The sequence below is a fragment of the Caballeronia sp. SL1002 genome (assembly GCF_057814995.1).
The window spans coordinates 851,419-877,537 of sequence record NZ_JBYMUW010000005.1; the positions used below are offsets into that span (position 1 = coordinate 851,419).

Sequence of the window (26,119 nt, forward strand, 5' to 3'; positions counted from 1 at the left end):
GGAACGCTCCGTCGGGGAGTCGATTATCGGGCGATTCTACCGGCTGATTTGCGGCGTGCAGACGGTTTTCGCCAGCGTGTTTCTTCAACGCACCCAGTCCACCCACAGCACGGTCAGGATGGTCATCAGCGCGGGGCCGATGAAAAGGCCGACCAGACCGAATGTTTCCGCGCCGCCGAGAATGCCGAACAGCACGAGCAGGAACGGCAGCCGCGCCGCGCCGCCGATCAGCACCGGCCGCACGAAATGCTCCGCGACGAACACGACGATAAACCCGAACGCAACCACGCAAATGGCCGCGACCGTCGCCCCTTGCGCGACGAGCCACAGCGACGCGCCGATGAACACGAGCGGCGCGCAGAACGGCAGCATCGCGGCGATCGCGGTCAGCATGCCAAGGAGCGTGGCGTGCGGGACGCCGGTGATCATGTACGCGACGCCGAGGAGCGCGCCCTCGCCGAGACCGACCACGACCAGCCCCGTCACCGTGCTGCGCACCGAGTCCGCCATGCGCCGGGCGAGCGCCGCGCCGTCCGCGCCGAACGCGCGGCGCGAGCCGTCGAGAAGCTGCTCGCCGAGCTTCGAACCCGCCTGAAACAGGAAAAACAGCGTGACCAGCATGAAGCTGAACACCACGAGTCCGTGCGCCACGCGGCTGCCGAAATGCCGCGTCATCGCGACGACCGTCCCGCCGTGCAACCCGCGCACAGCGGGCGACGAACCGAGCGGCGTCGCGAGATTGGCGTCCCACCATTTCGCGATTTGCGTCGCGCCGAACGGCAATCGCTCGATGATTTGCGGCATCGGGATGCCTGACCTGAGAATTTCATGGAACCAGTGCATCATGTCCCGGGCTTCGCTGCCGGCCTGCGCCGCGACGATCGCGAACGGCACGACGAAGAGCATCCCGACCGCCACCGTCAGCCCGAAGGCGAGCCAGGTGTTGTGCCGCTTGAACCACGGGCGCTCTTCGAGCCAGCGCAGCGCGGGCCACAGCGCGATCGCGATGACGGCGGCCCACACCACGGCCGGGATGAAGTCGCGGATCATCCACAACGCCACCGCGACCAGCACCGTGTAAAGCACAGCCGACGCCGTGCGCTGCAGGCGTCTCGTGCGAAGTTCGTTCTCGGACGACGTGGGTTGGCGTTGGGTCATCGGTAGAAGTCTGGCCTTGAAGGATTGCTATGGAGATGCGTCCGGCGTACGCATTGTAGAGCGCGCCGCGCGATGGCTATTTGCGAGCTTTATTGTTCTTTACAAATTGCGCCGGCCGGTTTCCCTATAATCGTCATACCTGTCCCGGGACAACGCAATCAGGATCGCAGTGAAAGTCATTCAATCGCTCAGCCGTGCCTGCACTACCGTCGCGTTTCTCGTTCCGTTGGCTCCGCTCCTTGGCGGTTGCACGCCGGGTCTCCACCGTTCCAAGGAAACCGCCGTCAATAGCCGATACGGCGTCCTGGTCGTGCCGGTGAATGGCGGCGTGGGCATGCGTCTGCTCGATTCCTCGCTGTTCGACGCCGACGATTCCAGCGTGCGCCCGGACAGCGGCCCCGCGCTGGACCGCACCGCCGAGCTTCTGAAGCGCAGCACGCGGCCTATCCTGATCGAAGGTCATACCGATAACGACGGCACGCTCGCGTATAACGACGCGTTATCGAAAGCGCGCGCGGAATCCGTCGCGCAAGCGCTCATCGCACGCGGCGTGCCCGCCGCGCGTATCAAGACAATTGGGCTTGGGCCGTTGCGGCCGGTCGCGAGCAACGACACGGCCCAAGGACGCGCGATGAATCGCCGGGTCGATATTCTGGTTAAAGCCGAAAGCGCCGAAACGATCCTCGGTCGATGAACCGTTCGGCGCCTGGAGCCGGACGTTACGCGAGGTCCATCACGAGCAGTTGCGCGCCGTCGGTCACCTGATCGCCCACGCCGAACAGAATCTCGCCCACACGGCCCGTCGCGGGCGCGACGATCGTGTGCTCCATCTTCATCGCTTCCATCACGAGAAGCGGCGCGCCTTTCTCAACCGTCGCGCCCGGTTCCACCAGCACCGCGATCACCTTGCCCGGCATCGGCGCGGTCAGCCGGCCTTCGCCGTGCTCGGCATCGGCGGCGTGCGCGAGCAGGTTCTGCCACTCGAACGCCCGCGACTCGCCGCGATAAAACACGTGGAACACATCGCCGTCGATAAACACACGGCCCTTGATGCGCGCCGTATCGAGTGAAACGATGAACGCGTTCGCGCCGTCCCCGCGCGACCAGTCGAAGCGCACCGATGTATCCATGAGCGTGAGGCGACTTTCGTGGACCTCGCCCGCCGTCGATTCGCGCGTGAACACAGCCTGCACGGTTGCGTCGTTCGCGACGTCGCGCCAGTTCAGATCCTGCCGGTAGCCGCCCGAAAGACGCCAGTGAGAGAGCGCGTCCCAGGGCGAATCGCCGTGCGCCTGTGCCGCGTCGCGCGCAAGCAGCGCCGCGCAAGCCAGCGCGAGCATGTCTCGCGCGGAAACCGTGGATGGCGCAAACAGCGCGTCGTGATTACGCTCGATCAACCCGGTGTCGAGATTGCCGCTCGCGAACGGATCGCTCGCCACGATCCGCTGCAAGAACTCGACGTTCGTATGCGGCCCGACCACTTCGCAATCGCGCAGTGCGCGCGTCATCAACGCGAGCGCATCGGCGCGATCGCGCCCGTGGACGATCAGCTTCGCGATCATCGGATCGTAGAACGGCGTGATGGCATCGCCTTCACGCACACCACTGTCGATACGAACCGCGCCGAGCGTCTCGAAGTGCGCGGCGTCCGGCATCCGCAGATGCTTGAGCGTGCCGGTCGACGGCAGAAAGCCGCGCGATGGATTTTCCGCGTAGATGCGCGCCTCGATCGCGTGGCCGCGCGCGCCTGACTCGCTAAGTTCGCTCTGAGAGAGCGGCAGCGGCTCGCCGCAAGCAACGCGCAGTTGCCATTCCACGAGATCGACACCGGTCACCATTTCGGTCACCGGATGCTCGACCTGAAGGCGCGTGTTCATCTCCATGAAGTAGAAACGGCCATCGGCGGCCATGATGAATTCGACCGTTCCCGCGCCCACGTAATTCACGGCGCGCGCGGCGGCCACGGCGGCTTCGCCCATCTCGCGGCGCACGGCTTCGGTTAAACCGGGCGCCGGCGCTTCTTCCAGCACTTTCTGATGACGCCGCTGCACCGAGCAATCGCGGTCGAACAGGTACACCGCGCCGCCGTGGGTATCGGCGAAGACCTGCACTTCCACATGACGCGGACGCTGCAAATATTTCTCGATCAACACGCGGTCGTTGCCGAAACTGCTCGCGGCCTCGCGCTTGCATGAAGCGAGCGCCGCGTCGAAATCCGCGCTTTTCTCGACCACCCGCATGCCCTTGCCGCCGCCGCCCGCGCTCGCTTTCAGCAGCACCGGATAGCCGATCGCGTCCGCTTCACGGTGCAGCAACGCGGCGTCCTGGCTGTCGCCGTGGTAGCCGGGCACGAGCGGCACGGCGGCCGATTGCATCAGCGCCTTCGCCGCGGCCTTCGATCCCATCGCGGAAATGGCCTCGACCGGCGGTCCGATAAACACCAGTCCCGCTTTTTCGCAGGCGCGGGCAAAGTCCTCGTTCTCGGAGAGAAAGCCGTAGCCCGGATGAATCGCCTGCGCGCCGGTCGCGAGCGCAGCGTCGACGATCCGCTCGATCCGCAGATAACTTTCACTCGCCGCCGATCCGCCGACATGCACGGCTTCGTCGCAAACGGCCACGTGTTTCGCGTTGGCGTCCGCGTCGGAAAAAACGGCGACGCTGCCCACGCCGAGACGCTTGGCCGTGGCCGCGACGCGGCAGGCGATCTCGCCGCGATTGGCGATCAGTATTTTGTTGAACATGGCAAAGCCCGAGTAAGAACGAAGGTCACATCCGGAACACGCCGAAGCGCGTGTCCTCGATCGGCGCATTCATCGCGGCGGCAAGCCCGAGGCCGAGCACGTCGCGCGTTTGCGCCGGGTCGATCACGCCGTCGTCCCAGAGGCGCGCGCTCGCGTAATACGGATGTCCCTGCACTTCGTATTGATCGCGGATCGGCGCTTTGAACGCTTCTTCCTCTTCCTTCGACCACTCGCCGCCCTTCGTTTCGATGCCGTCTCGACGCACCGTCGCGAGCACGGACGCGGCCTGTTCGCCGCCCATCACGGAAATGCGCGCGTTCGGCCACATCCACAGAAAGCGCGGCGAGAACGCGCGGCCGCACATGCCGTAATTGCCCGCGCCGAACGATCCGCCGATGATCACCGTGAATTTCGGCACCTTCGCGGTGGCGACCGCCGTCACCATCTTCGCGCCGTTTCGCGCGATGCCCTCGTTCTCGTATTTGCGCCCGACCATGAAACCCGTGATGTTCTGCAGGAACACGAGCGGAATCTTGCGTTGCGCGCACAGTTCGATAAAGTGCGCGCCTTTTAACGCCGACTCGGAAAACAGGATGCCGTTATTCGCGACGATCCCGACCGGATGCCCCCAGATATGCGCAAAGCCGCACACGAGCGTCGTGCCGTAGCGCGCCTTGAATTCGTCGAAGGCGGAATCGTCGACGATACGCGCGATCACTTCGCGGATATCGAACGGTTTGCGGGTATCGGCGGGAATCACGCCGTAGAGCGTGCGCGGATCGTAGCGCGGCGGCTGCGGCGTCTTCAGCGCGAGCGGCGTGATTTTCACGCGGTTCAGATTGCCGACGATACTGCGCGCGATGCCGAGCGCGTGCGCGTCGTTCTGCGCGAGATGATCGACGACGCCCGAGAGCCGCGTATGCACGTCGCCACCGCCGAGATCTTCCGCGCTGACTTCCTCGCCCGTGGCCGCTTTCACGAGCGGCGGACCGCCGAGAAATATCGTGCCCTGATTCTTCACGATGATCGACTCGTCGCTCATCGCCGGCACGTAAGCGCCGCCCGCCGTGCACGAACCCATCACCACCGCGATCTGCGCGATGCCTTGCGCCGACAGGTTGGCCTGGTTATAGAAAATGCGGCCGAAGTGATCGCGGTCGGGAAACACGTCGTCCTGATTCGGCAGATTAGCGCCGCCCGAATCGACCAGATACACGCACGGAAGACGGTTCTGTTCCGCGATTTCCTGCGCGCGCAAATGCTTTTTCACGGTCACCGGATAGTACGTCCCGCCCTTCACCGTCGCGTCGTTGCAGACGATCACGCACTCCTGCCCCGCGATCCGTCCGATACCGGTGATGATGCCCGCGCCCGGCGCGTCGTCGTTGTACATGCCGAACGCCGCGAGTTGCGAGAACTCCAGAAACGGCGTGCCCGGATCGAGCAGTTGCGCGATCCGGTCGCGCGGCAGCAGCTTGCCGCGCGCAACGTGCTTGTCGCGCGCGGCCTGACCGCCGCCGAGCGCGAGCTTCGCCACTTTCGCTTTCAGGTCGGCGACGAGTGTTTCGAGCGCCGCCGCATTGGCGCGGAATTCGTCGCCGCGCGGGTTCAGTTTCGATTCGAGGATCGGCATGCGGCGCGCCTCAAGCCGTTTCGGCAAAGAGTTCACGGCCGATCAGCATGCGGCGGATTTCGCTGGTGCCCGCGCCGATCTCATAGAGTTTCGCATCGCGCCACAGACGCCCGACCGGATACTCGTTGATATAACCATTGCCGCCGAGAATCTGGATCGCCTCGCCCGCCATCCACGTCGCCTTCTCCGCCGTGTAGAGAATCACGCCCGCGCAATCCTTGCGAACCTGCCGGCCGTGACCCGCGCCGAGCGTGTCGATCTGCCGCCCGACCGCGTAGAGATACGCGCGGCACGCCTGCAGCGTCGTGTAGAGATCCGCGACCTTGCCCTGAATCAGCTGGAATTCGCCGATGGATTGCCCGAACTGCTTGCGATCGTGGATATACGGCACGACCGCGTCCATGCACGCGACCATGATGCCCGTCGGGCCGCCTGCGAGCACGGCGCGCTCGTAGTCGAGGCCGCTCATCAGCACTTTTACGCCGCCGTTCAGTTCGCCGAGAATGTTCTCCTTCGGCACTTCCACGTTCTCGAATACGAGTTCGCCGGTATGCGAGCCGCGCATGCCGAGCTTGTCGAGTTTCTGCGCGACCGAAAATCCCTTCATGCTTTTTTCGACGATAAACGCCGTGATGCCTTTCGCGCCCGCTTCGACATTCGTCTTCGCGTAGACGACGAGCGTGTCGCAATCCGGGCCGTTGGTGATCCACATTTTGGTGCCGTTGAGCACGTAGTGGTCGCCTTTTTCCTCGGCGCGCAGCTTCATGCTCACCACGTCCGATCCGGCGTTCGGCTCGCTCATCGCCAGCGCGCCGATGTGTTCGCCGGACACGAGACCGGGCAGATATTTGCGCTTTTGCGCTTCCGTGCCGTTGCGATGAATCTGGTTCACGCACAGGTTCGAGTGCGCGCCGTAAGACAAGCCGACCGACGCCGACGCGCGCGAAATTTCCTCCATCGCGACCATGTGCGCGGTGTAGCCCATGTTCGCGCCGCCGTATTCCTCGGAGACCGTCATGCCGAGCACGCCGAGATCGCCGAATTTCTTCCAGAGATCCATCGGAAATTGATCGGTGCGGTCGATTTCAGCGGCGCGCGGCGCGATTTCTTTCGCGGCAAAGTGCGCAACCGAGTCGCGCAACATGTCGATATCTTCGCCCAACGCGAAGTTCAGGCCGGGAAGCTGGCTCATGGGCTTGTCTCCTGATGCAGGGTTCTATGGCGAGATTTTCTTTACCGTATTGAGTTTCGCTCACATCCTCGATACGCCGAATATTTCTGCCAATTGCACGCTTAAAATCGCTGTCCGTCAATAGGGTTTTGAGCTACGCTCACATTTGTCCCTGCTCACTTTCAGATCCCGCCATGTCGTCTGCCACCGCAACCAGCCGTCGCACGCCCACCGGCGTCAAATCCCAGCAACGCGTGCGGGACATCCTGAACGCGGGACGCGAAGTGTTTGCGGAAAAAGGCTACGACGCCGCGACGAGCGCCGAGATCGCGCAGCGCGCGGGCATTTCCGAGGCGACGGTTTTCAGCTATTTCAGCGGAAAGCGCGAACTTTGCGCGCGGGTGATCGCGGACTGGTACGACGAGATCGTCGATGCATTCGAGAGCGGCCTACCGGTCGATGGCACGGTGCGCCAGCAGTTCGCGTTTATCGTGAGGACGCATTTGCGGCTGATGCTCGTGAACGGCACCGGGCTGTGCGCGCTGGTGTTATCCGAGGGCCGGACGAAGCACCACGATCTCACCGACACGCTGACGGGCCTGCAGCGCCGATACACCGCACCGCTGATGAACGTGCTCGCGCGCGGGCAGGCGCTCGGCCAGGTGCGCGCGGACATGCCGCTACGGTTGATGCGCTCGGTCGTGTTCGGGCCGATGGAGCACGTGCTGTGGGACGCGACGCTCGCGAAGCGTCAGTTGAGCCAGGCTCAGATCGACACGACCGCCGATGAGTTGATCGACGTGCTGTGGGCTGCGTTGCAGCCGCCGAATGCGTCGGTGGCCGCGCTGGCTCAGTTCAAGGCGGACGTTGAAGAGGCGACGCGGCGGTTTGAAGGGAAGCGCCGTGACGGATGAAACACCGCGCCGTGACCGATCAGCCTGAAATTTCTTCGAGCGCGATATTCCGAGTACGCGGCCCGAGCGTGCCGATCGCAATCATCACGATCATCATCGCCCCGGAAATGAAGACGAACACGCCGGTTACGCCGAAACCCTTCAACACCGCCGCGATAATAAACGCGGTGAATATCGCCGAGAAGCGGCTCCACGAATAAACGAAGCCCACGGCCTGAGCGCGGATGCTCGTCGGAAACAATTCCGCCTGATACGCGTGAAAGCTGTAGGACATGATGTTATTGGCAAGCGTGAGGCCTACACCCATCGCAACCAGAAAAATCGGATTGGACGTTTGACTGAACAGCAATCCGCACACGATATTCAAACCTGCCATCGCCACGATCACGCTTTTACGCTCGAACCGGTCGCCGATTATCAAACCGATAATCGGACCAATCGGCGCCGCAATGGCGATAATGCTCGAATACATCAGACTCGTCGTTGTGGTAATACCCTGTCCGATCAACAAGGTCGGCACCCAGTTTGCAAATCCGTAAAACCCGACGGTCTGGAAAACGTTGAATATCACCATCATCAGCGTTCGCTTGCTGTAAGGCGCGATCCACATGTCGCGAAATCGCCCTTCGGACGAAACCGGGCGCGCGGACGCCGGCGCGGGCAAAGGCTTTCCGTATTCGGATTCCACTTTACGTTCGAGTTCGGAAAGAACGCGATCCGCTTCCGCGAAGCGTCCTTTTTGCGCGAGCCAGCGCGGGCTTTCGGGCAAATGTCGACGAATCCACCAGACAAAAATCGCACCGTGCGCGCCGATCAACACGACCCACCGCCATCCGTCGATTCCAAACGGCGCGCGAGGAACCAGAAGAAACGACAGAAAAGCGACGATCGGCACGGCGGTGAATCCGACTGCCTGTTCACACGCAAAAGCGCGTCCGCGAATTTCCTTCGGCACCAGTTCCGAGATATACGCGCCAATCGTCACCAGCTCGACGCCGATTCCCACGCCAGCTATAAACCGCCAGAAATTAAGTCCTGTCGCGGTGTGCTGAAATGCCATCACGACATTAGCAACAACATACCAAAGCAACGAATAAGTAAATATGGCGCGCCGGCCAAATTTATCGGCGAGGAAACCACACGCTATGGTTCCAATGAAAAGACCCGCGAATAACGCCGCGATGAAACTTGCAATTCCCGTAGTGCCGAAGAGACCGTGCGTGGTCGAAGTCAGAAGACCACTTTTGACCAGTCCGGGCGCGATATAAGCGGTGTACAGAAGATCGTAGAGTTCGAAGAAAAATCCGAGACTCAACATGACGACGAGCGTCCAGACCGAACGCGTCGGCGGAAGCCGGTCGAGCCGCGCCGAAATCGATCCGGCGCTGTGCGCGGCCGGTGAAAACGCGGAACTCGCGCGTGGGATAGCCATTTATTTGTCTCCTGATAAGGCCGATCTCGCGCCCGTCGCTTGCAGTCGTGACGCACGCCGGTGTCGAAGTCCGGCGCGCATTTTAACGGCTTGCACGCCGAGGCGCGCGGCCGTACACGACCGCGCACCTTTATCGACTCGCCGCGCGACTGCCGTCAGACCGGCCCAAGGCCGCGCGTCAGCAACGCGACCGCGTGCCGCGCGATCTGCTCGCTCGTCACCTTGTGCGCTCCCATACGCCACTTCGACGTAGCGAGCGGCAGCACCGTCAGGCCGAACAGCGAAACGAAAAGCAGCGAAGGTTCCAGATCCGGATTGAGCTTGCCCTCCTTCTGCCACTGCGCGATACGCGCGATCGTCGCCTTCTGATGTGCGTCGCCGAAACGCTGCGCGAGGCGCTCGCGCAGCAGTCCGCCGTCGCTCAGCGCTTCACGCACCCAGAGCTTGGCGAACCACGGATTCTTCTCGACGGTCGCGACGAGACTCTCCGCGAACGCCCGGAACGCATCGGCCGGTTCGGTGCCGCCGCCCACGAATGCGCGGCCGAGTTCGTTGCGCAGCGGCCCGAACCGCTCGTCGATCAGCACGTCGAGCAGTTGGTCCCGCGTCTTGAAGTAGTAGTGAACCATCGCCGGCGTCACACCCGCTTCACGGGCAATCGCGCCGAGCGTCGTCTCGACGATGCCTTGCCGCGCAAACAGATCCAGCGCGATCGCCATCAGATGCTCGCGCGTTTCCCCGCTCGGAGCGCCAGTAGGACGTCCAGGACGACGGCCGGAACGCGCACGCGGCAAAGCCTCAGCAGATTCGGTAACAACTTTTGTCATGGCAAGGAATTGACCCGATGAGTCGATTCGCCTATATTAATAGGCAAGTTAATTAATTACAATCGAGCCGCTGCATGGGAACGCTCCAACAGACCTCCGAACTGACGCCAGTCGCCGACAAGCCGCCGATACGCCTGCTCTTCACGGCGCTGCTGCTTGTCATGCTGCTCGGCGCACTCGATCAAACCATCGTCTCGACCGCGCTGCCGACCATCGTCGGCGAACTCGGCGGGCTTGAAAGCCTCTCGTGGGTCGTCACGTCCTACCTGCTCACGTCCACGATTGTCGTGCCGCTCTACGGCAAGTTCGGCGACCTGTTCGGCCGCAAGATCGTGCTTCAGGCGTCTATTCTGATCTTCCTCGCCGGTTCGATCCTGTGCGGCGTGGCGCAGGACATGACCCAGTTGATCGTCCTGCGCGCGCTGCAGGGACTGGGCGGCGGCGGCCTGATGGTCATCACGATGGCCGCTATCGCCGACGTCATTCCGCCCGCCGAACGCGGCCGCTTTCAAGGTTTGTTTGGCGGCGTGTATGGCCTCGCGACGGTCATCGGGCCGTTGCTCGGCGGGTTTATCGTCGAACATCTGTCCTGGCGCTGGATTTTCTATATCAACGTGCCGCTCGGGCTGATCGCGCTCGGCGTGATCGGCGTCGTGTTCAAGCCGCACGTGGCGCATGTCAAACATCGTATCGACTACATGGGCGCTGCGTTTCTCGCGGCCGCGCTCACCTGCATCATCCTTTTCACGAGCCAGGGCGGAACGCTTTTGCCGTGGACCTCGACGCAGCTGTGGTGCACGCTGCTGCTCGGGCTGATCTGTATAGGCGGTTTCGTGTACGAAGAACGCCTCGCCGCCGAGCCGATCATGCCGCTCTCGCTGTTCAGGGAGCGCACCTTCGTCCTGAGCGGGCTGATTGGATTCATCATCGGCTTCTCGCTGTTCGGCTCCGTCACGTTCCTGCCGCTGTATTTGCAGGTGGTGAAAGGTTCGACGCCGTCGCAAGCCGGCCTGCAAATCACGCCGATGATGGCCGGCGTGCTGATTTCGTCGATCGTCAGCGGCCGCGTGATCAGCCGGATCGGCAAATACAGGTTCTTCCCCATTGCCGGCACCGCTTGCGTCGCCTCCGCGATGCTGCTGCTCTCCACCTTGAAACTCGACACACCGCTCTACGTGATGTACGCCTACATGGGGCTGCTCGGCCTCGGCCTCGGCATGGTCATGCAGGTGCTCGTGCTCGCCGTGCAGAACGCCGTGGACTTCAAGTTCATCGGCGTGGCGACGTCGGGAACCACGCTGTTCCGCTCGATTGGCGGCTCGGTGGGTGTCGCGGCGTTTGGCGCGATCTTCACGAACGGGCTTCAGTCGCGGCTCGCCCAGGTCATTCCGGCGGGCGTCGAACTGCCGCGCTCGCTCGGCCCGCAAGCCATTCAGCACCTGCCCGCCGCGCTGCGCGACGACTATCTCCCTGCGTTCGCCGCGTCGATGCACACCGTGTATCTGGTCGCGGCCGCCGTCGTGTTGATCGCGTTCGCTCTTTCGTGGGGGATGAAAAATCAGCCCTTGCGCAAGCACTGAATTTCCCCTGACGCTTCCCGCAAAACTCGCCAATGAAGTCGATCAAACGCATGATGGTCACCGTGCTCTGCACGAGCACGATTTTCCCGGTTGTCGTACGTGCCGAAACCTATCATTTCGGAGAAGGCCAGTCCTCAATGACGGCTGACAAGCCCGCCCGCCACAACGCCTCGCCGACAAAACCAGCAAAAACGCCGAAGCAGAAAAAGCACCGCAGGCCCGCAACAGTCGACAGTTCTCGCCCATAACACACTAACCCGCTGCGAGACACGCCCAAGCTCAGGCGACCGCGAACACGAGATGGCCGGTCTCGGCGGATGTCGGCCGCACGGTAATTTCAATGTCGTAGCCGAGCCGGTTGAGGCAATCCATCAACTTGCGCTCGGAGAGATTCGAGAAATCGCCGCGCATCAAACCGGACACTTTTGGCTGGACGATGCCCATGCGGCGAGCCGCCTGCTCCTGCGTGAGTTCGAGACGCCGGATGGCCTTCGTGATTTCGAACACGAGCCCGGACTTGATCTTGAGTTTCTCCGCGTCGGGCAGGCCGAGGTCGGCAAAGACGTTGCCAGACCCGGTTTCGACTGCCACGCCATCAATGACACGCTTGTTCATTTCGTAGTTCCTTCGCCAACGTTTCAGCCACTTTTAGCCGGACGCGGATGACTTCCATGTCCTCTTTCGGCGTGGCACTGCCGAATTTGCTCTTTTTCTGAAAGCAGTGAAGTACAAATACCGCTTCGCCAAAGCGCACCGTATAGACCGCACGGAACGTCCCGCCGACATGGTCCTCCACCACTTCCAGTACACCCGCGCCGCCGAAGCCGCGCAACACCTTCACCGCGTCATGCCGACCGCCGCGCTGCGCGAAATCCAGTGCGTGTCCGAAGAACTGCCGCACCTCCGCCGGCAACGCACATAAATCCTTCTTGCTACTGCCGACCCAGACGATCGGTCTTTCATAAAGCGACATGTATTTATACTCTAAGTGGTATAGAAAAACAAGGCAAACGTGATCGCCATCGGTGACATGCCACTCGCTGGCTACGCGGATGCATCCGTGAATGCTTGCAGGACAAGCCCGCCCAGCATCGCCCGTCAGCGTGGCGAGGGTCAATCGACCGAACGGAGGATGGGCAGCGCGTAGATTCTGTGCATTAATGGCGACATGAAAAACGACACACGGAATGCGCAGAGGCGTCGAGCAACGGTTCTAATCGATGGCTATCGGGGCTTTCACTAGCTCCCCAACTATTTTGGCTTGGTAATCTGCTGCGGATTCCAAGCGGACACGATCCGTGGAATGCAACTGTCCGGTACGCTTGCACCGGACGCCCCGGAAACAGACCTGTCCGGGTTGTACTGACCACCTTCTGGAGTTTAAACAGTGAAAAAACTGCTCGCGGCTTTGACGATTTCCGTACTCGCCGTCACCTCGCTTTCCACCGTCACCGCGCAAGCCAAGGACTATTCCACGATCCGCTTCGGCGTCGACGCGAGCTACGCGCCGTTCGAATCGAAGGGACCGGACGGCAAACTGGTCGGCTTCGACATCGATCTCGGCAATGAAATCTGCGCGCGCATGAAGGCCAAGTGCGTGTGGGTCGAAAACGACTTCGACGGCATGATCCCGGCGCTGAAGGCGAAGAAATTCGACGGTATCCTGTCGTCGCTGTCCATGACGCCGCAACGTGGCGAGCAGATCGCGTTCTCGAGCAAGCTGTTCAACACGCCGACCCGCCTCGTCGCCAAGAAGGGCGCGAACATCCAGCCGACGGCCGAAAGCCTCGCGGGCAAGACGGTCGGCGTCGAGCAAGGCACGATCCAGGAAACCTACGCCAAAACGTACTGGGCGCCGAAGGGCGTGACCGTGACGCCGTATCAGAACCAGGACCAGGTCTACGCCGACCTGATCTCGGGCCGTCTGAACGCCGCGCTGCAAGACGCGGTGCAGGCTGAAATCGGCTTCCTGAAGACGCCGCGCGGTGCAGGCTTCGACTTCGCGGGCAAGGATATCGTCGATACGAAGATCCTCGGCGAAGGCGCGGGCATCGGTCTGCGCAAGGAAGACACGGAACTGAAGACGAAGATCGACAAGGCTATCGCCGAACTCATCAAGGACGGCACGTACAAGAAGCTCGAAAAGAAGTACTTCGACTTCGACGTGTACGGCGGCTAAGCTGACCTTGCGCTAGGCGCCGAGGCCGCACGGCCTCGCTAACACGACGGGCTCCGCGTTACACGCGGAGCCCGTTTTGCTTGGGTCGCGCGGCCGGCGTACGGATTTCGGCTAAGATCGAAGGTCAGGAGCGCGGCGGCCGCGGCCGGCAGACCGGCCTTATCCGTTCCCGCTCCCCTACTCTTGGTAACCCAAAAAGCGCGACGAGCCGTTTTTGTCGCGCCCGAACATCATGCAAACCAAAACGCACACCCTGATTTCGCCGACGCTCGGCACGTCGCGCAGCATCACGAGTTTTCACTACGGCCCCGGCGGCGGACAGAAAATCTACATCCAGTCGTCGCTGCACGCCGACGAACTGCCCGGCATGCTGGTCGCCTGGCGCCTGCGCCGCCAGCTCGCCGAATACGAAGCCGCGGGCAAGTTGCGCGGCGAAGTGGTGATCGTGCCGGTGCCGAATCCGATTGGACTGAACCAGTTGCTGCACGGCCAGTTGCTCGGCCGTTTCGAAGCGAACAGCGGCCACAACTTCAACCGCAATTTCCACGATCTCGCCGCGCTCGTCGCGCCGCGTATCGAAGGGCGGCTAAGCGACGATCTCGACGCCAACAAGCTCGCGGTGCGCGCGGCAATGCGCGAAGCGCTCGCCGAGCAGACGCCGCATACCGAACTCGAATCGCAGCGTCTCGCGCTGCAGAAGCTCTCCTACGACGCCGACGTCGTGCTCGACCTGCACTGCGACCTCGACGCCGCGCTGCATCTGTACACGAACCCGGATATCTGGAACGAAGTCGAGCCGCTCGCGCGTTATCTGGATTCGAAGGCGTCGCTCCTCGCGCTCAATTCGGTCGGCAATCCGTTCGATGAAATTCACAGCTTCTGCTGGTCGGATTTGCGCGCGAAATTCGGCGACCGCCATCCGATCCCGAACGGCGGCATTTCGGTGACGGTCGAACTTCGCAGCCAGCACGACGTGTCCTACGATTTCGCCGACAAAGACGCGCAAGGCGTAGTCAATTACCTGATCCATCGTGGCGTGATCGACGCGCCCGCCGCGCCGATGCCGCCGCTCGCGCATCCGGCCACGCCGCTCGCGGGCGCGGAGCCGATCGTCGCGCCCGTGTCGGGCATCCTCGTGTTCCGCGCGGCCGTGGGCGCGTTTATCGAGGCGGGTTCCGCAATCGCGGATGTCGTCGATCCGTTGACGGACACGGTCACGACGCTCACCTGCACGACCGCCGGCGTGATGTACGCGCGACATATCACGCGCTTCGCGACCGCGGGCCTGGAAGTGGCGCGCATCGCCGGTGCGAAGGCGTTCCGCACGGGATCGTTGTTGTCGGCCTGATCGATCGCTCACCGCATGAAAAATGCCGCGCCGACGAACGTTGGCGCGGCATTTTTCGTTCAGAACGCAATAAGGCTGCAATGCGCGGCGACGACGCGCCAGCCCGCGCCGGTTTCGCTCCAGACCCGCGTGTAACGGAGCGACCCCGCGAAAGGCGCGCCACCGAACGTGCCGCTGAGCGCCGCGCGCGTCACCGTCACCGCGCTCGCGCCGTAGAGCCGCACGTCCTGCTCCGCGATATCCAGCCGGTCGATACGCTGAACGCCGAAGCGATGCGCGTTGAGGTCGTCGGTCTTGCTCCATATCTTGCCGGTCGGATCGACGAAGCTCAGGTCGTCGGCGAGCAAAGTGTCGAGCTCGGTCACATCCGAGGCGAGCATCGCCTGTTGCAAGCGCGCTTCGAGTTCGAGAATTCCGTCACGGTCCATGGCTCGCTCGCAGTAAGTTCAAAACGCGAGCATACCGCTTTTAACGCACGTCTCAGAACGCGGGAATGATCGCGCCTTTGAATTGCGTGTCGATATAGCGCTTCACGTCCGGCGACTCGTAAGCGGCCACGAGCTTCTTCACCCACGGCTTGTCGCGATCCTGATTGCGCACGGCGATCAGGTTTGCATACGGGCCCTTGAGGTCCTCGATCGCGATCGCGTCCTTGACCGGCGACAAGCCCGCCTTTACCGCGTAATCGGTGTTGATCGACGCGGCGTCGAGGTCGCCCAGCGCGCGCGGCAATTGCGCGGAATCGAGTTCGACGAGCTTGATCTTCTTCGGATTCTCGGCGACGTCGAGCGGCGTCGCGTTCACGCCGTTCTGTCCGACGCCCGGTTTCAGCTTGATAACGCCGTACTTCTGCAGCAGCAGGAGCGCGCGATTGCCGTTCGACGGATCGTTTTGAATGCCCACCTTCGCGCCTTGCGGCAGGTCCTTGAGCGACTTGATGCGCTTCGAGTAGAAGCCCATCGGCGCGACATAGGTCAGGCCGACATTGGCGATCTTGTAGCCGCGCTGGCGTATCTGGCTGTCGAGAAACGGCTGGTGCTGAAAGCCGTTGGCGTCGAGATCGCCTGCATCGAGCGCCGCATTCGGCTGCACGTAGTCGTTGAACTCGATCACCTTCAGGTTCAGGCCGTCACGCGCGGCGACGCGTGCGACTTCGGTCCAGATCTGCGCGTCCGGACCGCTCATGGTGCCGATCTTAAGCACCGCGTCGTCCGCATGAGCGGCGGCGGAAGTCATGGCGAGTACCGCGAAAGCACTCAGGGCAAGCATTGAACGTCGGCGCATGGCAGGTCTCCGGATAGCGCTTTATCAGCGTGTGATAGGTGGACGCGAATCCTAGCGCGCGTTTTAGCCGCCGCTAACCAATCGTTTTTCATGTGCTTATCGTGACCACGAGGTGATCGGCCAGCGCATATAGCACGCGAGCGCGCCTAGGCGCCAGCCCGCGCGCGCCGGTGTGGCGCTAGCGATACAGCGGCCGAGCGCAACGCGACTGTCACATTCCCTTCTTGAGCGTCCGCTACATTTCGCCCGTCGCCACCACGGACCTCAGAGTCCGACGTGCCGCAGACGACTATCCATCACCGCTCACGGAGAATGTTTTGAACAAGAAATTGCTGGCTAGCGCCGCGCTCGCAGCCTTCGCATCGACCGCTCACGCACAAAGCAGCGTCACGCTGTACGGCATCATCGACGCCGGCATCAGCTACGCGAACCACAGCGGCGCAAACAGCGACCACCTCTTCAAGTACGACGACGGCGTGGCGCAAGGCAGCCGTTGGGGCCTGCGCGGCGCCGAAGATCTGGGCGGCGGACTGAAGGCGATCTTCACCCTCGAAAACGGTTTCAACAGCGGCACCGGCGCACTCGGCCAGGGCGGCGCGCTGTTCGGCCGCCAGGCTTATGTCGGCCTCTCGAAAACGGACGTCGGCTCGGTGACCTTCGGCCGTCAATACTCGTTCTCGACCGACTATCTCGGCAGCAACTATTCGATCGGCGGCCAGACCGTCGCGGGCAACTACGCGTATCACATCAACGACGTCGATCAACTGACGTCCAGCCGTATCAACAACGCGGTGAAGTTCAGCAGCGCGAATTTCTACGGCGTGACGTTCGGCGGCATGTACGGCTTCTCGAACCAGGCCGGCGCATTCGCGGGCGCGCCCACGACGACGACCGTGACGGGCTCGTCGCGCGCATACAGCTTCGGCGTGAACTACAAGATCGGCACGTTCGGCATCGGCGCGGCTTACACGGACATCCGTTTTCCGGGTTCGGCCACGCCGACGTTCAGCACGTCGCTCGCCAACGTCGCGACCGGCGGCAACAAGGATCTGCGCACCTTCGGTATCGGCACGAACTACGCGTTCGGCGCTGCAACCGTGTTCGCCCTCTGGACGAACACGCGTTTCGAGCCGGTCACGGGCGGTTCGTCGAAGCTGAACGCGTATGAAATCGGTGGCAAGTACGCACTCACGCCGGCACTCACGGGCGGCCTCGGCTACACGTACATGAAGCTCACGGATGCGACGACGGGCAAGTGGCAGCAAGTGGATGCCAGCGTCGACTACGCGCTCAGCAAGCGCACCGACGTGTACCTGCTCGCGATCTATCAGGACGCGTCGGGCTCGAATGCAGGACGCGACGTGCAGGCTCAGATCGGTTCGAGCACGAGCTACTTCGGTTCGTCGGGCACGGGTTCGAGCAACCAGGTGGCGGTCCGGATCGGCATGCGCCACAAGTTCTAAACGCAGGTCGAATGCGCTCCTGACCGGGCGCTTTCAATGAATGACAAAAGGCGGGTCAAGACAATGTCTTGACCCGCCTTGCTCATTTTCGAAGTCGCTTGGGAGCGTGCGCTAAGACGAGCATCGACGCAAACATCATAAATTTAGTCCCAAAATTTGAACGCGCGCGGTGGTTGTTTTCGACCGGCAATTAGTGCCGCCTGACTAAGCATTATCCCTAATTGGCTTAGCGCGATAGCTAAGTTTTGACCCGATTCAAGCGCGCGTTAAGCGTGGCATTTACTGCCCTAGTGCAATTCGCTTAGAAGATATCCGCATAATCGGACATTTGTTCCATAAGTGGAAAATTTCGCGTCATCGCGCAAGGGCATTAATACCTCGATCCGCGATACTTAGCACGATATTGAACGTCTCTCGCTAAGCTTAGGGAACTTTTCCCCATTTAGAGGCAATCTTCACTAACCCCGGCGACGCGTCGAAAAAGCGAGGCGATACTAAGGAGCACTTTCCTTTATGTGTCTTCTTTATCCCTCCTTTTATCCATTCATATCATGCCGCCAGCTAAATTCAGACACCGGTCCATTCCCGCCGCTTTAAACACTTCTTCTTCCTTTTCGGCCGTTTCGCGCAGACGTTTTCTTTCCATTCTCACTGCGGGCGCAGGCAGCATCGCATTGCCCGGATGCGGCGGCGATTCGAGTGGAACTTCGAGTGGCGCGGCCGTCGCCAATGCCTCGAGTGCCCCGCAGGCATTGGCTCACGCGTCGGCGAACGCATCTTCGGATGGTGCCACCGTACCGCCGCTCAATTCGCTCACGGATTCGAACGGAAGTGTGTGGACTATCAATCAGGGCGTAATAGAACGCGATGGGAATGCAATTGGTTACACACACAGCGCGACATTGCTGTTATGGGTCGGCGGCAAGATTTATCATCGCGGCACATTCGATCAGTTCTATGTGTGGAGCAGCGGCGACTGGATCAAATCCTCAGACCCGCGCGCAATGGCGGCGCTAGCGTCCTCAAGCAAGCTTTTCTATGGCATGAATGGGCATTTGGCCTACAACAGCGGGATTTACGAAAGCATGTCGGCGGGCGCTCAACTCGCCTTGCTCCAGAACTTAGGCGCCACTAATTACCGCGTGGATGTCGCTAGCGGCGGCATGGCTCAAACAATTGCCGATGCATTAAATGGATCCTTCGCGAATAGCGGCGTATCCATTCTTCCCGTAATCAATCCACGTTCGGCACATTGGGATCCGACCGGCAGTGAAAGCGATGCATATACGCTCGGCCATGCCTTGGGCGCGGCAGTCGCAACGCCGCTTAAGGGCCTTGTGAACTACATCGAGTGCGGAAATGAACTGGATACAATCGGTTTAAAGATCAGCGGAAGCGGCATTAGCCTGACAGATTGGAGCCCTGCGCTCTGGCCTTCGTTTCGCGGGATTATCCGCGGCATGGTGGACGGCGTGAGATCGGTCGACTCGACCATCGCCTGCGGTGTGGGTGTCGGCAACCCGATGGGATTTCGCGCGCTGCAGATGCTGTGGAACGGCGTCTCACCGGACGGCACCGCCGACGGAGCGGCCAACGCGCGCGCATTGCGGTGGGACTTCACGTGTTTCCACTGGTACGAAGGCTACGGCGACATTCAATGCGGCGGCGCGTACAACGCGTGCATCGACGTGCTGCAAATCCTCAAGGACTCGTTCGGCGTACCGATCTGGCTGACCGAGATCGGCTGGGCCGGGTCGCTCGACACAGCGTCCGGCGACGCCGAATACATTACGTCGGTACTGTCGCAATACCACTCGATCAAGGACCGCTACGGGCTGCAATCGGTGATGCCCTACGCGTTGATCGATGGCACTTACGGCTTCATCCAGCCCGACGGCACGACGCGAAACCCTGCGTACTACGCGTATCGCAATTACGTCGCGGCGAACCCCGTATAAGGGTCTTCGCGCCTTGTGACAGCTCCGGTGTTTGATGCCATCATGGCCGCTGGCGGATCGCCCCGCGTCCGCCGGAACCGGAGAAACGTCATGGTCACGGTCGCGCTGTACGTTCAGTTGGAAGCCAAGCCGGGCAAGGAAAGCGAGGTCGAGGCTTTCCTGCTCGGCGGTCTCGCGCTCGTCGAGCAGGAACCCGCTACGGTCGCGTGGTTCGCATTGCGCCTGGGTGCGTCGACCTTCGGTATCTTCGACGCATTCCCCGATGAGAGCGGCCGCCAGGCGCATCTTGCGGGCAAGGTGGCCGAAGCCTTGATGGCGCGCGCGGGCGAGTTGCTCGCCAAGCCGCCGTCGATCGAGAAGATCGACGTGATTGCGTCCAAGCTGCCGGGTTAAGCGCCGACCGCGCGTGAGCGTTTCTTAGCGCGCGGCGGCAATCGGCGTGAGGAATTCGGAGAAGCCGGTCAACATGATCTGTACGCCCACGCAAAGCAGCAGGAACGCAGACACGCGTCGCGCGACCGTCGTGCCTTCCCGGCCGAGGTAGCTGGAAAACAGCGCGGAACGGCTGAAGGTCAGGTACACCACGAGCGCGACCAGCAAGGATATCGTGATCGATGCGACCGCCGACATCAGGAACGCCGAGAGCTTGTGCGTGCGGTTCGCGTTGAGCGCGATGGCGGTCGCGATGGCGCCGGGACCAGTCGTGAGCGGGATCGTGAGAGGGAAGAACGCCTTGGACATCGCGTTGTCGGGATCGACGGGCCTGACGGTCGCCTGAGCCGGCGTCACGTCGGGTGCGTTGAGCATCTGCCAACCGCCCACGGCGACCGCCAGTCCGCCGCCGATCCGCAGCGCTTCGATCGAGATGCCGAACAGATGCAGGATAGGCGTGCCCGCGAAAAAGGCGACAAGCAGCACGCAGAGCGAATTGATCGCGACTTTTCGGGCGAGTTCCGTGCGCTCTTCATCCGTGAGCGTGCCGGTCCGGTCCAGGAAAACGAACGCGATGCCGAACGGGTTGATGATGCTGATCAACCCGGTAAAACCGAAAAGAATGTCCGACACCAGACTCTGGACCATAGGCCTCCCTGGGTTAGCGGACTTCGGAACAAGAATGTCCGCGCTCAAAAATAGCACAGGGGTGCGCCGCATGCCGTCCGCCGGGTCCGGGGCTTGCTGAGCGCTTTCACTTCCGTCAAAAATTCCACGCCCGTATGAGCGCCCGACACAAACCGCTCGCTTCGCCATCGCTCGCCGATCCCGCTAAAGCAGGCTACGTCAGCGTGCGCGGCGCGCGCGAGCACAACCTGAAGAACGTCGACGTCGATATTCCGTGCGACGCGCTTGTCGTCTTCACCGGTGTGTCTGGTTCCGGCAAGTCGTCGCTCGCGTTCGGCACGTTGTATGCCGAAGCGCAGCGTCGCTACTTCGAGTCCGTCGCGCCGTACGCGCGGCGCTTGATCGAACAAGTCGGCGTGCCTGAAGTGGATTCGATCACCGGCCTCCCGCCTGCCGTGGCCTTGCAGCAGCAGCGCGGCACGCCGAGCGCGCGTTCGTCGGTCGGCAGCGTGACGACGCTTTCCAGCCTCGTGCGCATGCTGTACTCGCGCACGGGGACGTATCCGCCGAAGCAGCCGATGCTCTTCGCCGAGGACTTCTCGCCGAACACCGTGCAAGGCGCCTGCCCGACCTGTCACGGACTCGGCCGCGTGTACGAAGTCACGGAACAGTCGATGGTGCCCGACGATACGCTTACGATCCGTGAGCGCGCGGTCGCCGCGTGGCCGCCCGCGTGGCATGGTCAGAACCTGCGCGACATTCTGGTGACGCTGGGTTACGACGTCGATACGCCGTGGCGGGATCTGCCGAAGAAGGATCGCGACTGGATTCTCTTCACCGACGAAACGCCAACCGTGCCGGTCTACGCCGGCTTCACGCCCGCCGAGACGCGCGCCGCGCTCAAGCGCCGCGCCGAACCGAGCTATCAGGGCACCTTCACCGGCGCACGCCGTTATGTGCTCCATACGTTCGCCAACACCCAGAGCGCGCTGATGAAAAAACGCGTGTCGCGCTACATGGTGAGCAGCGACTGCCCGACCTGCAACGGCAAACGTCTCAAGCGCGAGGCGCTTTCGGTCACCTTCGCGGGCGTCGATATCGGCGAGTTTTCGCAGATGCCGCTGGCACGCGTCGCCGCGTTGCTCGACCCGATCGCCCGCGGCGAGGCAACGGCTGCAAGCGGCGACATACTTGACCGCGACGCGCGCCGCGACGCAACCGATCGTCGCGTGGCAGCGGGCGGATCGGCGCACAAGGCTTCCCCCGACGTGCGGCGCACGCCGAACATGTCCGACGAAAAACGCGCGGCGGCGCAGCGGATCGCCGAGGAATTGCTGGAACGCATCTCGACCCTGACCGATCTCGGGCTCGGCTATCTCGCGCTCGATCGCAGCACGCCGACGCTCTCGTCCGGCGAGCTACAGCGTTTGCGGCTCGCCACGCAACTCGCGTCGCAGTTGTTCGGCGTCGTGTACGTGCTCGACGAGCCGTCTGCGGGCCTTCATCCCGCCGACGGCGAAGCGTTGTTCGCGTCGCTCGCGCGCCTGAAGGCGGCGGGCAACTCGCTTTTCGTCGTCGAACACGACTTGCAGATGATGCGCCGCGCCGACTGGCTCGTGGACGTCGGCCCGGCTGCCGGAGAAAACGGCGGTAACGTGGTGTATAGCGGGCCGCCAGACGGGCTGGCGTCGGTGGTTGGGTCGGAGACAGGCCGGCACCTCTTCGCGGGCGCTACGAAGGCTCTGCGCGCGCCGCGCACGCCGTCCGGATGGCTGCGGCTCGCGGGCGTCACGCGTAACAACCTGCACGAACTCGACGCCGCTTTCCCGCTCGGTTGCTTCACGACCGTCACCGGCGTCTCCGGATCGGGCAAATCGAGCCTGGTCAGTCAGGCGCTTCCCGAACTCGTCGCCGCGCGGCTCGGCCGGCCGTCCACGCAAGACAGCGACGAAGAAGCGGACCCGCTGTTCGCCAGCGCGAGCGCGCCGGCGGAGGGCGAGATCGTGAGCGGGATGGAGGCGATCCGGCGGCTCGTTCGCGTCGATCAAAAGCCGATCGGCCGCACACCGCGCTCGAATCTCGCCACCTACACCGGCCTTTTCGATCACGTCCGCCAGTTGTTCGCGTCGACGCCCACCGCCAGGCGGCGCCGCTACGACGCCGGCCGGTTCTCCTTCAACGTCGCGAAGGGGCGCTGCCCGACCTGCGAGGGCGAGGGTTTCGTGAGCGTCGAATTGCTATTTCTGCCGAGCGTGTACGCGCCCTGCTCGACTTGCCACGGCACGCGCTACAACGCCGAGACGCTCGAAATCGAATGGCACGGCAGCAACATCGCGGCGGTCCTCGGCTTGACCGTCGATGCGGCCTGCGCCTTTTTCGCCGACGAACCGCAGATCATGCGTCCGCTCAACGTGCTGCGCGAAATCGGGCTCGGTTATCTGCGGCTCGGCCAGCCCGCGACCGAACTCTCGGGCGGCGAGGCGCAACGCATCAAGCTCGCGACCGAATTGCAGCGCGCGCAACGCGGCGATTCGCTCTATATCCTCGACGAACCGACCACCGGCCTGCATCCCGCCGACGTCGACCGGTTGATGATCCAGTTGCAGGGCCTCGTCGATGCGGGCAATACGGTGATCGCCGTCGAACACGACATGCGCGTGGCGGCGGAGAGCGACTGGGTGATCGATATCGGGCCCGGCGCAGGCGATGAAGGCGGCAAGACGGTGGCGTGCGGCACGCCGCGCGAGGTCGCGAAAGTGAGTGAGAGCCGAACTGCGTTTTATCTGAAGAAGCACTTCTGAACGCCCACGTAGAAAAACAGCGGCCGGAGCCGCTGTTTTTTTGCTGCGCGTGGTCGACCAAACGCTTACTCGGTCGTTTCCAGCGTCGGGTAGTCGGTATAGCCTTCCGTGCCGCGTGCGTAGAACGTTGCCGTGTTCGGCGCGTTCAGCGGTGCATCGGTCTCGAAACGGCGCACCAGATCCGCATTGGCGATGAACAACTGGCCCCACGCCACCGCATCGGCGTCACCGCGATCCAGCGCCGCCTGCGCGCTCTCCTTCGTGAACTTTTCGTTCGCGATATACACGCCGCCGAACGCCTTCTTCAATTGCGGTCCGAGGCTATCCGGACCCGCCGCTTCGCGCGCCGCGATGAACGCGATCTTGCGTTTGCCCAACTCACGGGCCACATAGCCGAAGGTCGATGCGAGGTCGCTGTCGCCCATCGCATGCGAATCGGCGCGCGGTGCGAGGTGCACGCCCACGCGGTCAGCGCCCCATACGTCGATACACGCGTCCGTCACTTCAAGCATCAGACGGGCGCGATTTTCGATCGGGCCGCCGTAGTTGTCGGTACGCTTGTTGGTGCTGTCCTGCAGGAACTGGTCGAGCAGATAACCGTTCGCGCCGTGCACTTCCACGCCGTCGAAACCCGCGCGCTTCGCGTTCTCCGCGCCCTTGCGATAAGCCGCGACGATACCCGGAATTTCATCGATTTCCAGCGCGCGCGGCGTCACGTAGCCGCGCTGCGGACGCACCAGGCTCACGTGGCCCGACGGCGCGATCGCGCTCGGCGCGACCGGCAGTTCGCCTTCGAGGAACACCGGGTCCGAGACGCGGCCGACGTGCCACAACTGCAGGAAGATCTTGCCGCCCTTGTCGTGAACGGCCTTCGTCACGAGCTTCCAGCCCTCGACCTGTTCGTCCGACCAGATGCCCGGCGTATCGGCGTAACCGAGACCTTGCGGCGTCACCGAAGTCGCTTCGCTCAGGATCAGGCCGGCGGCGGCGCGATCGGCGTAATACTGCGCCATCAGCGCATTGGGGACGCGCTCGACGCCGGCGCGTTGACGCGTAAGCGGCGCCATGATGATGCGGTTGCGCAGCGTGAGGTCGCCTACTTTGAGCGGATCGAAAAGATTAGCCATTGTTTAAAGTAATCCTAAATAGTTTGAAATGTGCCTGTTCGTACTTCGACAGCTTGATGACACTGGGAAACGTACCCGCGTGCCGCTAAAGGCCGGTATTGATGTGATCGAGAAACGCCTGAATGACCGCTTCGTCGCGTTTGAAAAACACCCACTGGCCGATCCGCCGCGAACTCACCAGTCCCGCTTTGCTCAAAGTCGCGAGATGCGCGGACACGGTCGATTGCGACATGCCGCAGCGCGCGTCGATCACGCCCGCGCACACGCCGTTGTCGAGCGACATGTGCTGTTCGCTGAAATACACCGCCGGCTCCTTGAGCCAGGCGAGAATTTCGCGGCGAACCGGATTGGCAAGCGCCTTGTGAATCGCGTCGATGTCCATGGGGACGTACAACCCTTCTGAATCGTGTTGATGCGAAGTATATATCGGACTTTCCCGATATACAAGAAATAGCATTGTTTTTTGTAGGGGTAAGCCCTGACGCGAGCGCGACAAATGCGAAGGCCCGCGTTCGGCGGGCCTTCGTTGCGATCACTCTTCCAGCACGGAAAGGATGTTGCCGGAGGGATCCTTGAACCACGCGATCACCGGTCCACGGCTATCGCGACAAATGCCTTTTCCGTCCGTTTTCAGGTCCGGCTCGTCGTAATGCTCGAACTGAACGCCGCGCGCGCGGAGTGCATCGACAGTGTCGTCCACGCTCGACACCGGAAAGTTGAGAATCGTGAAAGTCGCTGGAACATGCGCCGCCTTCGGATAAAACATGACGTGGCCGCCGTTCGCGAAATGCAGCGTGCCCATTCCGTTTGCTTCGGAGACGTCGAGTCCGAGCGTTTCGCCATAAAAGGCCAGCGCCGCTTTTACGTCGCTGACCGAGAAGCCGCTAAACGCGCGGCTCGCTTTCAAAATGCCGTCCATGAATGTTCTCCTTCGTTCAGAGTGAGGCCGCGCGCGGGTGAAGCGTCTTCACCGGGCGCAACTCGACGCAGCCGAGCCGCGCGGGCGGAATGCGCGATGCGATGCGGATGGCGTCGTCGAGATCGCTCGCCTCGATCAGCACGAAGCCGCCGAGCTGCTCCTTGGTCTCCGCGAACGGCCCATCCGTCACGGACACGCGCTCGCCGCGCACGCGCAGCGTGATCGCGGATTTGACCGGTTCCAGCGCATCCGACGCGATGTAATGGCCGCTCGCGCGCATCTGCTCGTCGTAGGCGAGCGCCGAGTTCACCAGCGCGTCGAATTCGGCGGCGGGCATCGCGTCGAGCGTGGCTTCGTCGTAGTAGATCAGGCACAGGTATTTCATCGGCGTCTCCGGTTGTCCCGATACACGCTAGACGAGCGAAGACCCGGCGGATCGACATGTCCACGGTGAGAATTTGTAACCGCCGTGCGGCAAGGCGTCCGATGCCAACGCGGCGCGGGTCTGGTACTCTCCCCGCTTCA

25 protein-coding genes are annotated in these 26,119 nt (G+C 62.5%); 10 read left to right on the top strand and 15 right to left on the bottom strand.

The window, feature by feature from the left end:
* Positions 1-84 precede the first annotated feature (84 nt).
* Positions 85-1,158 carry an AI-2E family transporter gene (locus AC3D25_RS28185; protein WP_488891769.1) on the bottom strand — a complete coding sequence of 358 codons (1,074 nt, stop codon included), beginning with the start codon at positions 1,156-1,158 and terminating at the stop codon, positions 85-87.
* A gap of 169 nt (positions 1,159-1,327) precedes the next feature.
* On the opposite strand from AC3D25_RS28185, the gene AC3D25_RS28190 reads away from it, so the two are divergent.
* Complete coding sequence (locus AC3D25_RS28190) at positions 1,328-1,852, top strand: OmpA family protein (protein ID WP_488891770.1); 525 nt, start codon at positions 1,328-1,330, stop codon at positions 1,850-1,852.
* A 25-nt stretch (positions 1,853-1,877) separates the two neighbouring features.
* Here AC3D25_RS28190 and AC3D25_RS28195 read toward each other — a convergent pair whose 3' ends face one another.
* From AC3D25_RS28195 to AC3D25_RS28205, 3 genes are read right to left on the bottom strand one after another with little or no spacing between them, the layout of a single operon-like run.
* Positions 1,878-3,899 carry an acetyl/propionyl/methylcrotonyl-CoA carboxylase subunit alpha gene (locus AC3D25_RS28195; RefSeq protein ID WP_488891771.1) on the bottom strand — a complete coding sequence of 674 codons (2,022 nt, stop codon included), beginning with the start codon at positions 3,897-3,899 and terminating at the stop codon, positions 1,878-1,880.
* Positions 3,900-3,924: 25 nt separating this feature from the next.
* Entirely contained in the window at positions 3,925-5,532 is a 1,608-nt protein-coding gene (locus AC3D25_RS28200; RefSeq protein ID WP_488891772.1) for a carboxyl transferase domain-containing protein, read from the bottom strand.
* A gap of 10 nt (positions 5,533-5,542) precedes the next feature.
* The gene (locus tag AC3D25_RS28205; protein WP_488891773.1) at positions 5,543-6,724 is read right to left on the bottom strand and encodes an isovaleryl-CoA dehydrogenase; all 1,182 of its coding nucleotides are present in this window, start codon (positions 6,722-6,724) and stop codon (positions 5,543-5,545) included.
* A 173-nt stretch (positions 6,725-6,897) separates the two neighbouring features.
* Here AC3D25_RS28205 and AC3D25_RS28210 point away from each other — a divergent pair, with 173 nt between their 5' ends.
* Positions 6,898-7,617 carry a TetR/AcrR family transcriptional regulator gene (locus AC3D25_RS28210; RefSeq protein WP_488891774.1) on the top strand — a complete coding sequence of 240 codons (720 nt, stop codon included), beginning with the start codon at positions 6,898-6,900 and terminating at the stop codon, positions 7,615-7,617.
* Positions 7,618-7,636: 19 nt separating this feature from the next.
* On the opposite strand, the gene AC3D25_RS28215 is transcribed toward AC3D25_RS28210, so the two are convergent.
* Complete coding sequence (locus tag AC3D25_RS28215) at positions 7,637-9,049, bottom strand: MFS transporter (RefSeq protein ID WP_488891775.1); 1,413 nt, start codon at positions 9,047-9,049, stop codon at positions 7,637-7,639.
* Between the two features lie 155 nt (positions 9,050-9,204).
* Positions 9,205-9,768, bottom strand: a complete 564-nt coding sequence (locus tag AC3D25_RS28220) for a TetR/AcrR family transcriptional regulator (protein ID WP_488891776.1) — start codon at positions 9,766-9,768, stop codon at positions 9,205-9,207.
* A gap of 182 nt (positions 9,769-9,950) precedes the next feature.
* Here AC3D25_RS28220 and AC3D25_RS28225 point away from each other — a divergent pair, with 182 nt between their 5' ends.
* Positions 9,951-11,456: an MDR family MFS transporter gene (locus AC3D25_RS28225; RefSeq protein ID WP_488891777.1), complete on the top strand. Its 1,506-nt coding sequence runs from the start codon at positions 9,951-9,953 to the stop codon at positions 11,454-11,456.
* A gap of 32 nt (positions 11,457-11,488) precedes the next feature.
* Positions 11,489-11,704: a hypothetical protein gene (locus AC3D25_RS28230; RefSeq protein ID WP_488891778.1), complete on the top strand. Its 216-nt coding sequence runs from the start codon at positions 11,489-11,491 to the stop codon at positions 11,702-11,704.
* 31 nt (positions 11,705-11,735) lie between these two features.
* Here AC3D25_RS28230 and AC3D25_RS28235 read toward each other — a convergent pair whose 3' ends face one another.
* Positions 11,736-12,071 (bottom strand): helix-turn-helix domain-containing protein, encoded by a 336-nt coding sequence (locus AC3D25_RS28235; protein WP_488891779.1) that lies wholly within the window; start codon positions 12,069-12,071, stop codon positions 11,736-11,738.
* The gene (locus AC3D25_RS28240; protein WP_488891780.1) at positions 12,052-12,429 is read right to left on the bottom strand and encodes a type II toxin-antitoxin system RelE/ParE family toxin; all 378 of its coding nucleotides are present in this window, start codon (positions 12,427-12,429) and stop codon (positions 12,052-12,054) included. Before AC3D25_RS28240 ends, AC3D25_RS28235 begins: the two co-directional genes overlap by 20 nt.
* 414 nt (positions 12,430-12,843) lie before the next feature.
* Here AC3D25_RS28240 and AC3D25_RS28245 point away from each other — a divergent pair, with 414 nt between their 5' ends.
* Both AC3D25_RS28245 and AC3D25_RS28250 read left to right on the top strand, forming a co-directional pair.
* Positions 12,844-13,635 carry an ABC transporter substrate-binding protein gene (locus AC3D25_RS28245; RefSeq protein ID WP_488891781.1) on the top strand — a complete coding sequence of 264 codons (792 nt, stop codon included), beginning with the start codon at positions 12,844-12,846 and terminating at the stop codon, positions 13,633-13,635.
* Between the two features lie 232 nt (positions 13,636-13,867).
* Positions 13,868-14,983, top strand: a complete 1,116-nt coding sequence (locus AC3D25_RS28250) for a succinylglutamate desuccinylase/aspartoacylase family protein (protein ID WP_488891782.1) — start codon at positions 13,868-13,870, stop codon at positions 14,981-14,983.
* A gap of 59 nt (positions 14,984-15,042) precedes the next feature.
* Here AC3D25_RS28250 and AC3D25_RS28255 read toward each other — a convergent pair whose 3' ends face one another.
* Positions 15,043-15,411, bottom strand: coding sequence for a nuclear transport factor 2 family protein (locus AC3D25_RS28255; RefSeq protein WP_488891783.1), 369 nt, complete (start codon positions 15,409-15,411; stop codon positions 15,043-15,045).
* Positions 15,412-15,463: 52 nt separating this feature from the next.
* On the bottom strand, positions 15,464-16,267 hold the full coding sequence (locus AC3D25_RS28260; protein ID WP_488891784.1) for a MetQ/NlpA family ABC transporter substrate-binding protein: 804 nt from the start codon (positions 16,265-16,267) through the stop codon (positions 15,464-15,466).
* Between the two features lie 317 nt (positions 16,268-16,584).
* Between AC3D25_RS28260 and AC3D25_RS28265 the strand changes: the two genes are divergently transcribed.
* The 3 genes from AC3D25_RS28265 to AC3D25_RS28275 all read left to right on the top strand — a co-directional run bounded on the left by AC3D25_RS28265 (position 16,585) and on the right by AC3D25_RS28275 (position 20,081).
* Positions 16,585-17,730 (top strand): porin, encoded by a 1,146-nt coding sequence (locus tag AC3D25_RS28265; RefSeq protein ID WP_488891785.1) that lies wholly within the window; start codon positions 16,585-16,587, stop codon positions 17,728-17,730.
* 515 nt (positions 17,731-18,245) lie between these two features.
* Positions 18,246-19,688, top strand: coding sequence for a glycosyl hydrolase (locus AC3D25_RS28270; RefSeq protein WP_488891786.1), 1,443 nt, complete (start codon positions 18,246-18,248; stop codon positions 19,686-19,688).
* A 90-nt stretch (positions 19,689-19,778) separates the two neighbouring features.
* Positions 19,779-20,081 carry a putative quinol monooxygenase gene (locus AC3D25_RS28275; protein ID WP_488891787.1) on the top strand — a complete coding sequence of 101 codons (303 nt, stop codon included), beginning with the start codon at positions 19,779-19,781 and terminating at the stop codon, positions 20,079-20,081.
* A gap of 24 nt (positions 20,082-20,105) precedes the next feature.
* Here the strand turns inward: AC3D25_RS28275 and AC3D25_RS28280 are convergent, their stop codons facing one another.
* On the bottom strand, positions 20,106-20,768 hold the full coding sequence (locus tag AC3D25_RS28280) for a MarC family protein (protein WP_488891788.1): 663 nt from the start codon (positions 20,766-20,768) through the stop codon (positions 20,106-20,108).
* A gap of 134 nt (positions 20,769-20,902) precedes the next feature.
* On the opposite strand from AC3D25_RS28280, the gene AC3D25_RS28285 reads away from it, so the two are divergent.
* Positions 20,903-23,548, top strand: coding sequence for an excinuclease ABC subunit UvrA (locus tag AC3D25_RS28285; RefSeq protein ID WP_488891789.1), 2,646 nt, complete (start codon positions 20,903-20,905; stop codon positions 23,546-23,548).
* A 65-nt stretch (positions 23,549-23,613) separates the two neighbouring features.
* Here the strand turns inward: AC3D25_RS28285 and AC3D25_RS28290 are convergent, their stop codons facing one another.
* From AC3D25_RS28290 to AC3D25_RS28305, 4 genes are all read right to left on the bottom strand, one after another.
* On the bottom strand, positions 23,614-24,675 hold the full coding sequence (locus AC3D25_RS28290) for an alkene reductase (protein ID WP_488891790.1): 1,062 nt from the start codon (positions 24,673-24,675) through the stop codon (positions 23,614-23,616).
* A gap of 85 nt (positions 24,676-24,760) precedes the next feature.
* Positions 24,761-25,057 carry an ArsR/SmtB family transcription factor gene (locus AC3D25_RS28295; protein WP_488891791.1) on the bottom strand — a complete coding sequence of 99 codons (297 nt, stop codon included), beginning with the start codon at positions 25,055-25,057 and terminating at the stop codon, positions 24,761-24,763.
* 150 nt (positions 25,058-25,207) lie between these two features.
* Positions 25,208-25,594 (bottom strand): VOC family protein, encoded by a 387-nt coding sequence (locus AC3D25_RS28300; RefSeq protein ID WP_488891792.1) that lies wholly within the window; start codon positions 25,592-25,594, stop codon positions 25,208-25,210.
* 16 nt (positions 25,595-25,610) lie between these two features.
* Positions 25,611-25,979 (bottom strand): YciI family protein, encoded by a 369-nt coding sequence (locus tag AC3D25_RS28305; protein WP_488891793.1) that lies wholly within the window; start codon positions 25,977-25,979, stop codon positions 25,611-25,613.
* Between the last annotated feature and the right edge of the window lie 140 nt (positions 25,980-26,119).

Coding starts and splice junctions, on each gene's coding strand:
- AC3D25_RS28185 (WP_488891769.1), bottom strand. CDS start 1,158: ATGACCCAACGCCAACCCACGTCGTCCGAGAACGAACTTCGCACGAGA.
- AC3D25_RS28195 (WP_488891771.1), bottom strand. CDS start 3,899: ATGTTCAACAAAATACTGATCGCCAATCGCGGCGAGATCGCCTGCCGC.
- AC3D25_RS28200 (WP_488891772.1), bottom strand. CDS start 5,532: ATGCCGATCCTCGAATCGAAACTGAACCCGCGCGGCGACGAATTCCGC.
- AC3D25_RS28205 (WP_488891773.1), bottom strand. CDS start 6,724: ATGAGCCAGCTTCCCGGCCTGAACTTCGCGTTGGGCGAAGATATCGAC.
- AC3D25_RS28210 (WP_488891774.1), top strand. CDS start 6,898: ATGTCGTCTGCCACCGCAACCAGCCGTCGCACGCCCACCGGCGTCAAA.
- AC3D25_RS28215 (WP_488891775.1), bottom strand. CDS start 9,049: ATGGCTATCCCACGCGCGAGTTCCGCGTTTTCACCGGCCGCGCACAGC.
- AC3D25_RS28220 (WP_488891776.1), bottom strand. CDS start 9,768: ATGGCGATCGCGCTGGATCTGTTTGCGCGGCAAGGCATCGTCGAGACG.
- AC3D25_RS28225 (WP_488891777.1), top strand. CDS start 9,951: ATGGGAACGCTCCAACAGACCTCCGAACTGACGCCAGTCGCCGACAAG.
- AC3D25_RS28230 (WP_488891778.1), top strand. CDS start 11,489: ATGAAGTCGATCAAACGCATGATGGTCACCGTGCTCTGCACGAGCACG.
- AC3D25_RS28235 (WP_488891779.1), bottom strand. CDS start 12,071: ATGAACAAGCGTGTCATTGATGGCGTGGCAGTCGAAACCGGGTCTGGC.
- AC3D25_RS28240 (WP_488891780.1), bottom strand. CDS start 12,429: ATGTCGCTTTATGAAAGACCGATCGTCTGGGTCGGCAGTAGCAAGAAG.
- AC3D25_RS28250 (WP_488891782.1), top strand. CDS start 13,868: ATGCAAACCAAAACGCACACCCTGATTTCGCCGACGCTCGGCACGTCG.
- AC3D25_RS28255 (WP_488891783.1), bottom strand. CDS start 15,411: ATGGACCGTGACGGAATTCTCGAACTCGAAGCGCGCTTGCAACAGGCG.
- AC3D25_RS28260 (WP_488891784.1), bottom strand. CDS start 16,267: ATGCGCCGACGTTCAATGCTTGCCCTGAGTGCTTTCGCGGTACTCGCC.
- AC3D25_RS28275 (WP_488891787.1), top strand. CDS start 19,779: ATGGTCACGGTCGCGCTGTACGTTCAGTTGGAAGCCAAGCCGGGCAAG.
- AC3D25_RS28280 (WP_488891788.1), bottom strand. CDS start 20,768: ATGGTCCAGAGTCTGGTGTCGGACATTCTTTTCGGTTTTACCGGGTTG.
- AC3D25_RS28285 (WP_488891789.1), top strand. CDS start 20,903: ATGAGCGCCCGACACAAACCGCTCGCTTCGCCATCGCTCGCCGATCCC.
- AC3D25_RS28290 (WP_488891790.1), bottom strand. CDS start 24,675: ATGGCTAATCTTTTCGATCCGCTCAAAGTAGGCGACCTCACGCTGCGC.
- AC3D25_RS28295 (WP_488891791.1), bottom strand. CDS start 25,057: ATGGACATCGACGCGATTCACAAGGCGCTTGCCAATCCGGTTCGCCGC.
- AC3D25_RS28300 (WP_488891792.1), bottom strand. CDS start 25,594: ATGGACGGCATTTTGAAAGCGAGCCGCGCGTTTAGCGGCTTCTCGGTC.
- AC3D25_RS28305 (WP_488891793.1), bottom strand. CDS start 25,979: ATGAAATACCTGTGCCTGATCTACTACGACGAAGCCACGCTCGACGCG.